Origin of the sequence: Paenibacillus selenitireducens, from assembly GCF_002021565.1 — a bacterium.
GTDB classification, from domain to species: domain Bacteria; phylum Bacillota; class Bacilli; order Paenibacillales; family Paenibacillaceae; genus Paenibacillus_K; species Paenibacillus_K selenitireducens.
The window spans coordinates 224105-240031 of sequence record NZ_MSZX01000010.1 but is presented as its reverse complement, the minus strand read 5'-3'; the positions used below and the strand labels follow the sequence as shown (position 1 = coordinate 240031).

The window sequence follows — 15927 nt, the reverse complement described above, 5'->3', positions numbered from 1 at the left end:
TAATCAGCTTGTCGTACAAAGAAAGAATGCCAATGAACAAATCTACATTTGTTTTAATAACAGCGAGCAATCGGAACAAGTTGCGTTCAACATTCATCAGGCACCTTCACTCGAACAAATAATAGGCAACGGAACATACGAAATAGAAGGGGATACGATTGCCGTAAGTTTACCTGCATTCGGATGGATCGTATTAAAAAACCTATAATGGTACCCGTTTGACAAAGGAATAGGGATATGGTTAAATCGACTTAATAACTTAAACGTTTAAGTAGAGGCGGTTTATTCCATGAAAAAAACTACAATAAAAGATATAGCAAAAGAAGCAAATGTATCGATCGCGACAGTTTCTTATATTTTAAACAATGTGAAGACGCAATCCATTTCGGATGAAACGCGTGTTAAAGTTCTGAAAATTGCCCAACAGTTGAAATACGTGACCAACCGAACAGCCCAATCTTTAAAAATCAAGAAAACCGGATTAATCGGCATTATCTTGTTCAAAGAGGAAAAGCAACACGTATGGTCTGATTTAAAATATGCGAAAACCATTTTTAAACTTGAGCAGTTATGCAGCGAGTTAGGATACCATGTCCTTTTTATGCAAATCGACAGCATGACGCCATCCAATAAGATCATTATGGAAAGAAATCTGGACGGTGCGTTCTTAATGAATGTGGATCAAGACAGATTTTCGACGATATCCAATTACTTTGGGTTTGGGGTTCCTGTATTTGTCATGGATAGTTACATTGATAACTCATTGTTTCACAAAGTCCTCCCAGACTTGGAGCAAAGCTTTCATTTATCTCAGAGATTACTTGGCGAATCGCCCCAATTTCTGGTGATGGATTCCTATAACAATGTTGAATTCGTGGAATTTATTAAGCAAAAGTCAAATTTAGCAGAAGACCGGATTTATGTCTCAGATAACTCGGCTAGCAGCATGAATACGTTCTTATCCCAATTTCCAGACAGCCCTGGTATGGTCATGAACGAATTTTTGGCGAATGAAGTATACAAAACACATAAAAATATCGTCGCCATCTGCACATGCAATTGTTCGGAAATCCTGGGAGACGACATGAATCAAATTCGGTTCGATTTGAATGATTATAAAGAAATTGTCCATATGATGGATCGTTACATTCAGGATGTGGATTACGTAAACAATGAGAAATTCTTCTTCTTGTCGACCCACTCCTAACTATTAGTTGAGGGAGAATGCCTTGTGAATTTATCGCGGTTAATCGCCATCAAGAACTTTTATTCCAGTATTCTTAAGAATGAGAGAGATATGTTTATTTACTTACCCGTTAGCTATGAAAAGAACGAAAACAAACGATATCCTGTTCTCTATATGCATGACGGTCAGCATATGTTTTTTGAAGATCAAAAAGGTGAATCTTGGGATATTCATACCACAGTGGATGCCCTGGTTTCTCAAGGGAAAATGAAAGAAATTATCGTTGTTGCGATCTCTCATGTGGAAGATACAAGAATATCAGAATATATGCATGCCAATCCCGAGGGTCACAATATTTTCAATACGACAAATCAAGGCGAACTTTATGAGGAATTCCTCATTGGGGAAGTGAAGCCATACATCGATAAGGAATATCGAACGTTACCTGATAAACATAATACGGCGTTAATGGGATCCTCGGCGGGCGGGCTCGTGTCTTACAATATCGGATTCCGTCAATCAGCTACCTTTGGTATGGTGGGTGCGTTATGCCCATTCTTTGTTAGTGTAGATCCGAGCACGATGGAAGATCGTTGGTTAGGCCGCGTCTACACGGAAAAAAAGGATCTTAAAATATGGATGGATGTAGGAGATGCTGAGGGTTTTACCGTGATGGAGAAGCATGTGAGATATGTGGCAGATGTACTTATTAGCAGCGGCTACCAGCCTGGGAATGACCTGATGTATTACTTTGCTGTCCATTCCGGCCACTCGCAAAAAGATTGGGCGGCTCGGGTTCACGCGCCTTTAATCTATTTTTTTGGCGAAATAGGTACGCCGGTCCGTGTTGAATTGCTAGGTCCTGAAGCTGTTGGCATCGATGGACTCAAGCGAACCTTAAATGCGGTGGTACACTTTGATAGTGGATTTATGATGACAGATTTAGATGCAACCTATGAAGTTGGCGATCCTGATATTTTGGAGGTAACAAAGGACGGAAGATTAATCCCCAAAAAAGCTGGGAACACCGTCGTTACTTATATAAAAAACAACCTAACTGCCCAATTAGAAATCGCAGTTGTTCCTTATATTTCCGATACGGTCACCGTGAATCTTTCCGTTAAAGTGCCGGCATTTACGCCAGAAACAGATATGTTATATGCCGGTATTGAGTTGCCGAAGATTCAAGAAGGACTATATGGCGGGACGTTTGAGGTGCCAAGAGGCATTTCATTTGAATTCCGTATTTCTCGTGGTTTAGGCATGCATGAGACAGACAATCAAGGCAGGGAAATTCCATATCGAAAGTTCACAACGGATGAGGGATTAATCCTGAATTACGAAGTAGATCATTGGGTAGATCTTATACCCGAGAATTGTAAAAGGTGATGAAAATGACATACAAGTCTAGTATTTTGAGGATTGAGAGCTTTTACTCGACACATTTGGATAATAAGAGAGATATTTATGTTTATCTTCCTCCAAGTTATACGTATGAAAAGACGAAGCGATACCCTGTATTATACATGCATGACGGGCAAAATATTTTCCATCCCGCCTTCAATGGGTATTCTTGGCATGTGGATCAAACCGTCGATCGATTGATTCATGAGCACAAAATGGAAGAAATTATCGTTGTAGGTATTCCTAACATGGGACTAGAGAGATCCGACGAATATACCCATGACTTGGAAGGGGTGCATTATCAACTTGATAAAGTTCCCGTTCAACCCAAAGGTCATTTATATGAAAAGTTTATCATTGAAGAAGTGAAGTCTTACGTGGATTCTGTGTTTCGAACGAAAACGGGTCCCGAACACACGGCGTTAATGGGTTCATCTAGAGGTGGGCAAGTTACCTACCATATCGGGTTTCGTCATCCAGATATATTCGGTAAGCTGGCTATCGTTTCCCCTTATTTTTATTGTGTAGATCCCATTTCATCCGAAGAAATCAGGCTTTATCATACGTTCACAACGAAGCAACCCCTATCTCAAATATGGATTGATTTAGGGAGCGCTGAAGGAACTCTGGTTATGGAGAAGCATACCCGTGTAGTGACGGAGGAACTGCTAGATTTAGGGTACGAAGCCGACACCCAATTGATTTATTTCAATGATCCTGGAGCAGCTCATGTGGAAAAAGATTGGGCAGCAAGATTATCATCTCCGCTCATTCATTTTTTTGGATGTAAGGGCGAAGCACGCTCATTATCCTTAGTCGGCTGTGAAGAGGTTGGTATTGTAGGTCCTACAAGTCGACTGAACCCGATTCTTGAATTTGGGGATGACTTTAAAATGTCCCTATTACGAGCGACTTATCATGTGGAAGATCAAGAGATCGTGGATGTTTTAGCGAATGGAACCTTTATGCCTAAGAAACATGGGGTCACCTCGGTAACCGTGAAATACAAGGACTTGGAAGCTACTACAGAGATTCGTGTGGTGAGTGAGCTAAAAGAGTTTGTGACCTTGGACATGGTCGTGCATGTTCCGCCAAATACACCCGACGATATGAATCTTTATGCATGGTTTCCTTTGCTTCATGATCCGAGCAAGGGTACGTACTGCAATCAACTGCAAGTGCCTCTACATGCAGAATTTATCTACCAAATCAGTAGACGGGATGGAATCGTTGAGGTGGATTCAACCGGAGAACCCGTGCAACATAAATATAAAGCTATAGAAGACGCCACGATCGAAATTGATGTCAGACATTGGATGAGGAATGAAGCATGAAAAAAATAGGTATAGGATTTATTTGCGGTGCTATATTCTTCACCGGGATTTCCGCATCTGCAGCGAACTTAACAGCGGAGACCGAAGCATATAAATTATTTATTGATGGTAAAGAGCAAGTCTTGCGTGACAAGCCGATTTTAATCCAGGGTAGAACCTATCTTCCCGTTCGTGAAGTTGCGGAAGCGGTTGGATACGAGGTTGCTTTCGAAGATGGAATCATCCGATTGAACTCCAATCAGACGGATGAACAGAAAGAGAGTTCCACTTCTAGCGACAGAGATGTGAAATTGGAGAAAATTCCTATTACAGAAAAACTAAAAGATGTTGAAGTTACCGTACATGCCATTAGGCTTACTGAAAGTACGACTGACTTTGAAGTCACGGTCAAAAACAATACAGACAATGAGGATATCTCAGTTGATTTGCCCAGCTCGTTCGTAGTTGCGAACGATCATGTCGTAGGTAAACAGTCTGAAACTGTGGGAATTGCTCCTGAAAATCCTGATTTTGGTAAAGTAAACATCAAACCTATGAAAGAAATACATGGTTGGGTAAGTCATAAAGGGTTGGCGGAGAAAAATATTGAAAACGTAACTTTTCAACTTTCGCTCCAGGGAAAAAGTGAAAAGCGAACATTTACGTTCCACATCGATTGTAAGGATATGAAGTTTCGCACGCTCTAATGAGTAAGTATCGCTAAATGATCGCTTTTCCACAACAGATAGTAGACACTACCGTAGTAAAAGGTAGTGTCTTTCTGTGCTTGATTGATATAAAAAGTTATGCCAAAATATACCGATAAATAGCGTGTGTGTGTAATACAGTGAGACGAGAAAATAAGACAAAGGAAGGAGCGAATAAGTAATGGAAAAGAAAGGCGATGAACATGCTTCTAATAAAAGGGAGTCTCAGTTCATTAAGGAACTATCAGGGTCACAATTATCGGCTTTAGAATATGTTGCGAATTATGCACGAGGCCGAAAAAATGAAGCAGCTCAAGCTATCCATGAAATTCTTCACATGTCTAATATAGAACGGGAAGCATTTGAAGATGCTGTGGCCAAAATAAAGTCGCATGCGAGGATTGCGCTGCATTTCCATCCAGATAGACTAGACCCGGCAAAGAAAAGTGTTGCAGAGGCATTATTAGAGCAGGGAGTGTACAAGAGCCAATTTGAAACATTACTATCGAATGGCAGCGTATCAGCTTACCCCGGCGGTGAACGGGATTTGTGGGAGAAGGAGCTTTTTGGAGGTGCATATCAAAAAGAAGGCACAACGAACAGCCAACGTCCCAAATATGGAGCGCTCGATTTGATGCTGCATCCAGATGGGCCGGCTCCGCGTTTTGGATCATGTTATTTCCTTCTATCTCCAGAGGTTTCTTATCGCAGTACATATACCTATTTGGACTCACATCAGAACCCAAAAGAGAAAGGTACTTACACAGCGTTTGATGACATCATAGCAGCTCTATTGAAGGAGGTTTTTAATAGGGATTTCGCTATAGGTGAAAAAAATCTGACACCACGCAAATTAATCGACCATCTTCGGGTTCATCTCACCATGCCATTCGCTGATCCTTCAAGCCGTGAGGCCAATCGCAATCTCAATCACTATATTGAAGCTCAAGTTCATGGGGACATTAATCTGAAAGAAGATGTGGAAATCCTGGTAGCCGATCCTTCATTCAAGGGTACTTCTATAGGGCAAATCTTAGAGCAAATATGTTTACAGTATTCCATCCAGCTCTATTGGCACATGGGTTTTGCGTTAGGGGTAGACGAAGTTCCAGTAGATTTTCGGGGTCCATCGATGCCTTCCTTGGCGAAGCGCATTTCACACAACGGTTATATAGATGTTAGCAGGATTGGGTCTGCCGCAATGGACGTGAAGCACAACCCACTTGCTTGGCGTGACCGAGGAACCGATAAGGAAGTACTTCAGGAATTAAAACTCTTATGGCATGTTTTGGTGAGGTATGGGAAAGCGCTTAGAAAGTTTGAAATGTGAGACATTCTAGTATTTAAAAAGAGATGAAAAGTGCGGCGAAGAAAGATTATGTCAGTTATGCCGGGAGCAGCAGATTGCTCCTCCTAAAATTGAAGTGCAATTTAATGGGCTGAATGAGACGATTCATGCTGTAATGGCTGGTCATGGAGTAAGCTTTGTCTCCTCCCTTGTAGCTGAACCTTAATTTAAGCAGGGTGTTCTTGCCGGAGAGAATGTGCTGGGGATTTCTTCAGTGAACTATAATGAAATGGATTATCCATTTCAGAGAATAGGTGGATGTGTGATGAAGTATTGTTATGCTTGTGGAACGGAATTACATTACAAGGAATGTGAAGGAGAGGGACTAATCCCGTATTGTGACTCCTGTCAGGTGTTTCGCTTTCCTATCTTTAGTACGGCGATTAGCACAGCAGTGCTGAACAAAGAACGGAACAAGGTACTGTTGATCCGACAATATAATATGAAGGATTACATCTTGTTGGCTGGTTATGTCAATCGCGGGGAATCAGCGGAAGAGACGCTGATCCGTGAGGTGAAGGAAGAGGTAGGACTGCATGTGGATGAATACAAGTACATGCGAAGCCTATATTTCGAACGTTCCAATACCCTGATGTTGAATTATGTCTCTGTGGCACATGATGAGACACTTATGCAAATTAATCAGGAAGTTGAGCATGCTGAGTGGTTTACTTTTGATGAAGCCAGAAAGGTTATTAAGAAAGAAAGCTTGGCGGAGTCTTTTTTACTGACTATTCTTGAACAGGCTGAAGCAGATGACTTTGGGCGGCTAGAGACGGAATTGATTAAAGAAGGGGTAAATTAAAGATACTGTAATAATATTTTTCTGTATAGATCACATATGGGATTTGGACAGCTTGCCGGAGCCACATTTGCTGAGTCTGAGACCAGAACAAATTGTACGAATGGAGATTACTACGGAGTCGTTTATACCGGAGCAGATTGTAACATGGGCTAGGAAAAAGTCTTGGGTAATCGGGAGAGATTGGGGAGAATGCTTATAGGAATGGATAAATACATCATTTTAAGCAAGCTAATGGAGCCTGTAGTGTAGAAATTCACTATAGGCTTTGTTGTGCCTTTTAAATGAAGCTGCTTAGCAAAATAGTTAACTAATTAAGTGGGAGAAACGGTGTGCGAGAGTCAAGCATGTTGATAAGATCGACTCGATAAAAATACCAATTTACAGGAGTTTAAGCGATGGTAAATAAGAACAGGGTTTCAGGCATAAATAGCCGTGGAAGTAATCAGGTTAGACTGGAAGGTGAACAATCGATGCCAGAACAGCTTCAAAGTGAAAATGAGCAGACAAGTATTGAGCATTAGGCAGAAGAAATTCAAGTTCATGAAGAGACAGGGCAAGAACAAACTCAACAAGATGAGCAAGTCTTGGTTGAGAAAGAATAAACTCCAACTGAACTAGTCAATGAGAATTCAGAGAAAAAACTGATTATTCAGGAGAAACAGGAGATCGTCCCTGAACAGGGGATAGCAAACAGCAGCAAGGACTGAATGAGGGCATAGAAGAGCAGCCACCTGCTAATGAAGACTTTGTAAAACCTGGGTAATTTGGAGTTACGAATAGCCAAATGATCCCGGCCATTAAGCAAGTGATTACGGATGGTTCAGTTGAAAAGCTGAGGATGCTTCGCTCCATGTACCTGTATTCCTTCGAGAATTCACTAAGGTATCTGAAAAAGTCGGAACGGGAATTCATTCAAAATAATCTGAAATAGAACAAGCCGGAGTGTGAATGGGTCATGCGCTCCGGCTTGTTTTTATTTTGTTAAGTTTTCTGCCTGTCCTGCGTAGAATGATGCACTTTGGGAAGAGGTCTATCTATCCCGGCCTCGGCTTGGACAGTTCGGCTCAATATCTCGACCCAATGCTCATGAAACTGTCGAAGCGCTTTGCCGGAAGGCTGATTAACTTCTTTGATTACATATTCACATTTCTTCATAAATCACGCCTCCAAAATTCTACAGTTGTCATATTCGATGATGTGTGATCAAAAATGCTCAACATTCTATTTGGAAGGCGGCAAAATATTAACACGTTTGGAGTAGAAGAACTTATGGAAAGCAAAACAATTAAGCACGTAACCGTTTATTTAAGAAAATCACGGGACGATGGTGAATTTGAAGATGTTCTCTCGAAGCATAGGGATACCCTTCTGGCCTTAGTCGAGAATCGAAATTGGACCTATAGGTTATATGAAGAAGTGGCCTCTGGGGAAAAGATCGAGTCCCGGAAAGAAATGCAGAAGTTACTTCGGCATGTCGAAGACCAGCTCTATGATGACGTAGTGGTCATGGATATTGACCGTTTGGGTCGGGGAGAAAACAAGGATTAGGCACTCATTAAAGATACATTCTTAAACTCAGAAACAGTCATTATCACGCCAAACAAGACATACGATCTGGAAATAGACAATGACGATGTATCCTTTGATTTCATGTCCATTTTTGCCTGAATAGAATACAAAACGATTAAGCGAAGAATGAAGCAGGGCAAAGAAGATGGGGCGAAGAAAGGCATGTGGACAAACGGAAAGCCACCGTTTCCATACTATTATGATTAGAACATAAGGTCGGTACTGGTGGATGAAACGAAGCGTCCGATTTACCGAGCGATTGTAGAGAAATATCTTAATGGAACAAACCTTGGGCATATCGCCATTTGGTTGACGGATAATAAGATACCCACGCCATACAACATTAAGCCGGATGGAAAGAACAAGGGCTGGTCGAACATTACGGTGCAACGGTTGTTGGCAAGTGAAATTCATATGGGCTATAGTGGAACTTGTACCTGAAGAAGAGCGAATTAAGGTAATGGGAGCGCATGAAAAGCTGAAAACGCCGGAAGAACATGAAGCGATTATGGAGCAGCTGCTTAAGAATCGCATGCTGAACCCGAATTCCAGGAGGAGCATTTTTCCGTTGTCAGGCTTGTTGTATTGTGAAAAGTGCGGTTCACGGATGAGATTCCGAGTAGGAGAGAACAAGAAGCAAGGGCAGTATTGGAGTGCATTGTGCTATCACCAGTATAAAGATGGCGGCAAATGTGAGCAGCGCGGCAAGGTAATGGATGCTGATTTTTTCAATGCTCTTTATGATCGGATTATCCATGTAGACCCGAACATTATACGGGAAATTGAATTGCATGGCAGCCGCTACAATGATACAGAGACAATCATTGAAGTCAAAGAACAGGAATTGAAGAAGCAGAAGCGGGCGTTGGACAAGCTGCATGAATCGTATGAAGAGGATATGATCATGAAACAAGTATTTTGGAGAGGAAGGCAGTACGTTCAAGGCAGATTCTGAACTTGGAAGAAGAGTTGAGGGATTTACGGAATGCTGTAGTAGATGAAGGGAATTATCCGACTGTGGATCAGATTTATGAGAGAAGCAGTTTAGGGAGTTGTGGAGCGCCGCAGTGACGAGTGAAGTGAAGAATAGGGCGTTGAAGAAGCTGGCGGAGAGGATTGTGTATAATCGGGAAGGGAATCTGGTGGAGTTGACGGTTTGTTATAGATGAAATCCCTTTAATTGGGTTTATTTAATAGATAGGAAAGCGAGCCTCTGGAAACAGTCCAGAGGCTTGGTCATTTGTAATAAAATCTACAACTTAAGAACCTAATTTAAAGGCAAACAAACGTTCTTCAAAATTGGTAGCCTAAATGGTAGAATAAATTCATGGTAATTTTTTGAATTGTGTTTTCTTTATATACTCTATAAATTTCAATTGGGGGAAAATGTGATTATGATTAAACCAGATTGGAATATATTCAAAGCGAAGTTTAGTGAGAACCCACAGAGTAACTTTGAATGGATGTGCTATCTACTTTTTTGTGTTGAGTTTAAGTTGCCATTAGGTATTTTTCGCTACAAGAATCAATCTGGTATTGAAACCAATCCTATAACTCATGATAACGATGTGATTGGATGGCAGGCAAAATTCTATGAGACTACATTATCAGCGCACAAAATTGATCTATTAGAGATGTTGGAAAAAAGCAAAGATAGATATCCTGACTTAACAAAAATCATCATTTTTACTAATCAAGAATGGGGACAAGGTAAACTTCAAAGTGATTCTGAGGTTAAGCTTGCAGTTGAGAAAGAAGCTGAAAAACTCAAGATTCAAATAGAATGGAGAACCGCTAGTTATTTTGAATCACCTTTTGTGGTATTAGAAAATAAATTAATCTCGCATTACTTCTTCAGCTTAAAAAAGAACATTATGGATTCCATAAAGGATATGAGAAGGCACACTGAATCTTTATTATTGGAAATTCAAACCTCAATTGTTTTCAATGAGTACAGTATAGAGTTGGATAGAAGCAAGCTTCTTCAGGACTTGAATACTAATTTGGAGCGGGATTCTATAATAGTTTTAAGTGGAGAAGGAGGGGTTGGGAAAACAGCGGTTATTAAAAATTTATACAATAATTTTGGTAATAATATTCCTTTTTATATAATGAAGGCTAATGAATTTGAGGTAGCCAATGTTGATCTTTTATTTGGTGATGCCAATTTTAAAGATTTTATTGATGTTCATAACAATGATAGTAAAAAGGTGTTCGTAATAGATTCTGCTGAAAAGTTAATGGATTTAAATAATCATATTCCTTTTAAAGAGTTTCTCTCAGAAATACTGCGAACTGGATGGAAGGTTGTTTTTACTGCAAGAAGCAGATACTTAGTTGATCTTGATATTCATTTTATTGATCACTTTCAACTTAGTCCCTCAAGAATTTATGTTAGTAAATTAAGTCAGGATGAACTAGGATACTTGGCAAGTACTTATAAATTCGATCTTCCTAACGATTATAAGTTATTTGAATTAATTACAACCCCCTTTTATTTAAGTGAATATCTGAAATTTTATACTGAAGGTAGTAATGTGGGATATTTAAAATTTAAAGAATTGTTGTGGAATAAAATAATTAAAAAAGCAAGGCCATCTAGGGAGCAAAGTTTCTTGCAGATAGCGTTTAAAAGAGCAAATGAAAATCTATTCTTTTTATCATTTGATTCAAATGATATCAATATGGAAGCCCTTGTACAAGAGGGTGTACTTGGGTATGAAATTGCTGGCTATTTTATTGCACATGATATTTATGAAGAATGGGCTTTAGAAAAAATAATAGAATCTGAGTTTGTTAAAAAAGAAAGCAACATTGGCTTCTTTGAAAAAATTGGAGAATCATTTTCGATTCGTAGAAGTTTTAGAAATTGGATTTCAGAAAAACTTTATCTTGAAGTCGAGTCAGTCAAAGAATTCATTGAAGAAGTAATTGATGATGAGCAAGTAATCGGATTTTGGAAAGACGAAGTAATGATTGCCGTGTTGCTTTGCGATTACTCCCAATATTTTTTCAGTTCTTTCAAAAGAATTTTCTTGGATAAAAATAGAGAATTATTACGAAGGGCCTCTTTTTTATTAAGAATTTCTTGTAAAGAAGTGGACGATGTTTTTCGGCAGTCAGAAGCTAAGAATATCGATCTCTTGTCGATCAAATATATCTTTACGAGACCCAAAGGGAGTGGATGGAACAGCCTCATACAATTTGTATATAATAACTTAGATGAAATCGGGTTAAAGAATGTGAATTTTATTTTACCCATTGTTCATGATTGGAATTCAAACTTCAAAAAAGGCGAAACTACAAGACTATCGGGTTTAATCGCCCTTAAATATTATCAGTGGGTATTACAAGAAAATGTTTACTTTTCCCGTGACGAAGACATTAAGGATAAAATACTAGAGACAATTTTGTATAGTGCGGGGGAAATTAAAGCGGAACTAACAACTATTTTTGATGAGGTATTAACCAACAAATCAAAAGATCATAGGTCACCTTACTATGATTTGATTGAAATGTTACTGACTAAAATATTTGTGAATATGGAGATTGTCAAAGCGTTACCAGAATATGTGTTAAAACTGGGAGACTTATTTTGGTTTCGTTCAAATGAAAGAATTGATAGATTTCATTCGAGATTAGGTGTTGAAGAAGATTTTTGCATAGAAGAACGGCTAGGTAGATACTTTCCTGCAAGCGCATATCAAACTCCAATTTATTGGCTATTGAAAACTAAATTCGCACAGACAATTAACTTTATTTTAGATTTTACTAATAAAACAGCAGAATGCTTTGCAACATCTGAGCTGGGACAAAATGAAGTTGAAACAACACAGCTTTATGTTGAAGATAAAAGTTACAAACAATATATTTGTAATAGGTTGTGGAATGTCTATAGAGGGACTCAAGTTGCTCCTGATGTCCTGGAATCAATGCATATGGCTTTGGAAAAGGTGCTTCTTGAGGCTGCAAAAGATATTGATGCTAGAGCATTAGAAGGCTGGCTTTTGTATTTATTAATAAACTCCAAGTCAACTTCGATAACTGCAATTGTTGTGAGTGTTGTTCTGGCATACCCAGAAAAAACATTTAATGTTGCAATCAATTTATTTAAAACTAAAGATTTATTCTTTTATGACACTAGTAGAATGGTACTTGATCAATCTTCAAAATTTAATTATTCCATTGGATATGGATTAAACTATAGTTCTAAGCTTTATCAGGACGAACGTATCGAAACCTGTAATGATAAACATAGATCAAAGAGCCTCGAACATATTGCGCTTGAATATCAATTTTTTAGGACTAAAGGAATTAGTGAAGAGGAAGCAGAACGAAGACAAAAAGCTATTTGGGATGTTCTGGACACATACTACAAGGAATTGTCAGAAGTATCAGATGAAGATGAGTATACAAAAACGTGGAAGCTTTATTTGGCAAGAATGGATAGTAGAAAAATGAACCCTACGTTGGAAGAAGAGGATGGTAATATTCTAATAAGTTTTAATCCTGAGTTGGAGCCAGAGGTGCGTGAGTATAGTGAATCCTCATTAAGACAAAGTTCTGAAAAGATGAAATACACTTCGTTAAAGCTTTGGGCAAACTATAGAATGAAAAATGAAGAACAGTACAAGCAGTACATCAGTTATGAGGAAGACCCTAAACGTGCACTTAAGGAAGTACGGGAGATTATTGGGGAGTTTGAACGACTCTCTGAAACGGAAATACTTAACAAACATAATGAATATGAAGGTTTCTTTTTAATGAATCATTCAATTCCTTCAGAGGTTTCTGCTGTATTAATTAGGGATTTTCGCAATATGCTTACTGATGAAGATAAAGATTTTTGTAAAGAGATTATACTGGAAGCAGCCACTTCATCGTTTAGAGCGAATTACCAGTACCAGATATCAGATGGGGTGGAATCTACGATTTCAGTATTGCCTATCTTAATGCAAAAATTCCCCAATGAAAAGGACGTTATCAAGTTTATTTTGCTGATGATACTTTTTGACTCAAATAGCATTGGTATGAATGCTGACTTTTCAGACTTCTCCGTTAATGCAATCCTAAAGGATTTGTGGGATTTGAGTTTTGAAGATGCTCATGCTATTTTCATTGGGTATCTGTTTTTAATTCCCAAATATAAATTGGTTCGTGAAAAACTCTGGAAGGAAAGACATCGACAAAGTAGTTATGGTTTGAGTGAAAATGAAGTAATCGAGACTTTGGCTCGCGATTATGAAAATGATATACAAAAAATTATATCGAACGAAATTACACTAAATGATCTGGAAGCGGTTTGCGAATTAGATTTAAGTTACTTGATAATAGCCTTTCAATTGATCCCTTTGGGAACTGAAAATCCTGAGCACATACAAATTGCACAAGATATAATATCTAAATTTGCAACTGAATTTGCATCAGATAGAAGAGAAGATAGAATTGATTACTCTGTTAAACATGATTTTTTAGTCAAATTCTCAAACTTGGTTTTAAGCTCTGCTGAAACGCACATACCATTGTATTTAAAGCCGTTTATTGAAAATTTTAATAGTTCAAAGGTTTTCTCAGAATTATTTGATCAATTTATTATTGCTGAGGATACCCTTAATACTAACGATAAGTTTTGGAAAGTATGGGAAGCCTTCTTTGAGAAAGTAACCACACTCGCTAAAGAGGGAGAGCAGCACTGGTATGTAAGCGACATAATAAAAAGCTACCTATTCGCAAAGGTCCAATGGAAAGAAACAGCAACGGAGTGGCGAACCTTTGGTGAAGAGAAAAAAAGATTTTTTAAAGAAATTTCCAAAAAAATAGGCCATTGTCCTTCTACTTTATACTCACTGTCCAAGCTATTAAACAGTATTGGTGGCAGCTACTTACTCTCAGGAGTAATCTGGATTTCAGAAATGTTAAATAGAAGTGAAGTATTATGGAACTCGAAATTAGATACAAATACTGTGTATTATTTAGAGTCCATCATTAAAAAATATATTTATGTACAACGGGAGGACATAAGAAGAGGAAAAAAACAAAAACAGGAAGTTTTAGTGATATTAAATTTTTTAGTCGAACAAGGCTCTGTTGTTGGCTACATGTTGAGAGAGAAAATTTCATGAAACATACTTGTGTGTTGTTTTTTGGTTACCTTTTCCTTTCTTTAAGTCTGTCTTTACTCTTTTAGATTAAACCTCCAGTAACATTTTATCGAGAATCCCTATGTCTAGAGGTGATGCCCATGGCAACTCGAAAAGTGTCATATTTGCTATAGTACGAACGTAATCCAGTAAAATGATTTACAAGCTAGAGACTTTTGTTATCATCAAGTAAATAGCTATATTAATCAAAATATATTTATTTTGATTTTTGAAGGCTCATCATTTTGTAACAGGATATCTATAAAAGGATATCTATAAAATATCAAGAGTGTTATTTAAAATAAATTTATTAATTGCACATTTAGAATCTTACAAGATGGAGGAAAGAGATGGATTCATTTAAGATACTTAATGATAATAGAATATATAAAATTACAAGAGATAATTTCGAAAAATTAACTGATAAGAAACATCCTTACTGTCAAGAAATTAGAAAAAGGATGAGATACTTAGCAATATGTCCTGCCTGTGGTAATCCAATAAATTTTATTGGTTTATATGTTAAAGATCAAACGGATAGGAAAAGAATACGAGCACTACATGGGAGACATTTTACTGAAAATGTACCGCAATTAGCTGATTTTGACGAATATGAATATAAAGATTGTCCATTCCATAATGACAAAGCTGGTAAGTTATATACAGATATTCCTGGGCAAAAGAAGAATAACGAGATTGTAAGACTTATCAAAACTTATCCAGAAGAATTACGTGAATGTATTTCTAAGATTTTAGGCTTCCATATTTCTCAAAATAAATTCGAAAAACTTCTTACAAGTTTTGTTAGTAGTAAAGGATATTACTTTGAAGGTATAACAAAATTTAATTTACCGTATTATTTTCTATACCTTCTACCAAATCAAAAATTATTTAAATGTAAGGTATTGGATAATGACATTGAGCAGGCAATAGATCGGAAATGCAAATATTTCGAGGTGAGCAAGGAAAAGAGATTGGAGAAAAAAGTTAATGAGTATGTAGAATTTGAATTTATATTGGTTGAACACATTAAAAAAGATGAGTCTGAAAGCATAAACTACAAGTTAATTGAAAGAAAAAAAGAAATTAGAAACCTTATTTTTGAAAATCGTCTTGAAATAAATCATTATCTTTTTGTGGATATGATAAGTGGAAAATAATTCGTAAAACTTTACGGGGAATATAAGCTGGTTCCCTTTGCGATCTCTCCCACCAAATTGGGTAAACTAACCCTAAACAATACTTAACCCAAATCCAACATGAAACGACGAGGTGATACCCTATGACAACTCAAAAAGTACCCAATAGATTAGCCAAAGAAAAGTCGCTGTTTTTACTGCAACATGCCCATAATCCGGTGAACTGGTTCCCGTGGTCGGACGAGGCTTCGAAATCGCCAAGCGGAACAACAAGCCCGTCTTCCTATCTATTGGGTATAGTTATTTATTGACCCAC

The 15927-nt window shown here is 37.9% G+C and carries 13 protein-coding genes; all 13 read left to right on the top strand.

The window, feature by feature from the left end; translation table 11 throughout:
- The first annotated feature begins 289 nt into the window (after positions 1-289).
- A complete protein-coding gene (locus BVG16_RS23770) occupies positions 290-1207 on the top strand; it encodes a LacI family DNA-binding transcriptional regulator (RefSeq protein ID WP_078501680.1) in 918 nt (305 codons plus the stop codon).
- Positions 1208-1231: 24 nt separating this feature from the next.
- Entirely contained in the window at positions 1232-2575 is a 1344-nt protein-coding gene (locus tag BVG16_RS23765; protein ID WP_078501679.1) for an alpha/beta hydrolase, read from the top strand.
- Positions 2576-2580: 5 nt separating this feature from the next.
- Complete coding sequence (locus tag BVG16_RS23760; RefSeq protein WP_078501678.1) at positions 2581-3924, top strand: alpha/beta hydrolase; 1344 nt, start codon at positions 2581-2583, stop codon at positions 3922-3924.
- Positions 3921-4610: a stalk domain-containing protein gene (locus tag BVG16_RS23755; protein ID WP_078501677.1), complete on the top strand. Its 690-nt coding sequence runs from the start codon at positions 3921-3923 to the stop codon at positions 4608-4610. Before BVG16_RS23760 ends, BVG16_RS23755 begins: the two co-directional genes overlap by 4 nt.
- A gap of 181 nt (positions 4611-4791) precedes the next feature.
- Positions 4792-5940, top strand: a complete 1149-nt coding sequence (locus BVG16_RS23750; protein WP_078501676.1) for a DUF3626 domain-containing protein — start codon at positions 4792-4794, stop codon at positions 5938-5940.
- Between the two features lie 283 nt (positions 5941-6223).
- On the top strand, positions 6224-6763 hold the full coding sequence (locus BVG16_RS23745; RefSeq protein ID WP_078501675.1) for an NAD(+) diphosphatase: 540 nt from the start codon (positions 6224-6226) through the stop codon (positions 6761-6763).
- 395 nt (positions 6764-7158) lie between these two features.
- A complete protein-coding gene (locus BVG16_RS33775; protein ID WP_269845613.1) occupies positions 7159-7284 on the top strand; it encodes a hypothetical protein in 126 nt (41 codons plus the stop codon).
- A 748-nt stretch (positions 7285-8032) separates the two neighbouring features.
- Positions 8033-8311 (top strand): recombinase family protein, encoded by a 279-nt coding sequence (locus tag BVG16_RS23740; RefSeq protein WP_158081770.1) that lies wholly within the window; start codon positions 8033-8035, stop codon positions 8309-8311.
- 246 nt (positions 8312-8557) lie between these two features.
- On the top strand, positions 8558-8773 hold the full coding sequence (locus BVG16_RS23735) for a recombinase family protein (protein ID WP_158081769.1): 216 nt from the start codon (positions 8558-8560) through the stop codon (positions 8771-8773).
- On the top strand, positions 8736-9287 hold the full coding sequence (locus tag BVG16_RS23730; protein WP_158081768.1) for a zinc ribbon domain-containing protein: 552 nt from the start codon (positions 8736-8738) through the stop codon (positions 9285-9287). Before BVG16_RS23735 ends, BVG16_RS23730 begins: the two co-directional genes overlap by 38 nt.
- 439 nt (positions 9288-9726) lie before the next feature.
- On the top strand, positions 9727-14454 hold the full coding sequence (gene avs4 / locus BVG16_RS23725; RefSeq protein WP_078501671.1) for an AVAST type 4 anti-phage nuclease Avs4: 4728 nt from the start codon (positions 9727-9729) through the stop codon (positions 14452-14454).
- Between the two features lie 368 nt (positions 14455-14822).
- Entirely contained in the window at positions 14823-15632 is an 810-nt protein-coding gene (locus BVG16_RS23720) for a hypothetical protein (RefSeq protein WP_078501670.1), read from the top strand.
- 122 nt (positions 15633-15754) lie between these two features.
- The gene (locus BVG16_RS23715; RefSeq protein ID WP_233147154.1) at positions 15755-15922 is read left to right on the top strand and encodes a DUF255 domain-containing protein; all 168 of its coding nucleotides are present in this window, start codon (positions 15755-15757) and stop codon (positions 15920-15922) included.
- Positions 15923-15927 lie beyond the last annotated feature (5 nt).

Coding starts and splice junctions, on each gene's coding strand:
- BVG16_RS23770 (WP_078501680.1), top strand. CDS start 290: ATGAAAAAAACTACAATAAAAGATATAGCAAAAGAAGCAAATGTATCG.
- BVG16_RS23760 (WP_078501678.1), top strand. CDS start 2,581: ATGACATACAAGTCTAGTATTTTGAGGATTGAGAGCTTTTACTCGACA.
- BVG16_RS23755 (WP_078501677.1), top strand. CDS start 3,921: ATGAAAAAAATAGGTATAGGATTTATTTGCGGTGCTATATTCTTCACC.
- BVG16_RS23750 (WP_078501676.1), top strand. CDS start 4,792: ATGGAAAAGAAAGGCGATGAACATGCTTCTAATAAAAGGGAGTCTCAG.
- BVG16_RS23745 (WP_078501675.1), top strand. CDS start 6,224: ATGAAGTATTGTTATGCTTGTGGAACGGAATTACATTACAAGGAATGT.
- BVG16_RS33775 (WP_269845613.1), top strand. CDS start 7,159: ATGGTAAATAAGAACAGGGTTTCAGGCATAAATAGCCGTGGAAGTAAT.
- BVG16_RS23740 (WP_158081770.1), top strand. CDS start 8,033: ATGGAAAGCAAAACAATTAAGCACGTAACCGTTTATTTAAGAAAATCA.
- avs4 (WP_078501671.1), top strand. CDS start 9,727: ATGATTAAACCAGATTGGAATATATTCAAAGCGAAGTTTAGTGAGAAC.
- BVG16_RS23720 (WP_078501670.1), top strand. CDS start 14,823: ATGGATTCATTTAAGATACTTAATGATAATAGAATATATAAAATTACA.
- BVG16_RS23715 (WP_233147154.1), top strand. CDS start 15,755: ATGACAACTCAAAAAGTACCCAATAGATTAGCCAAAGAAAAGTCGCTG.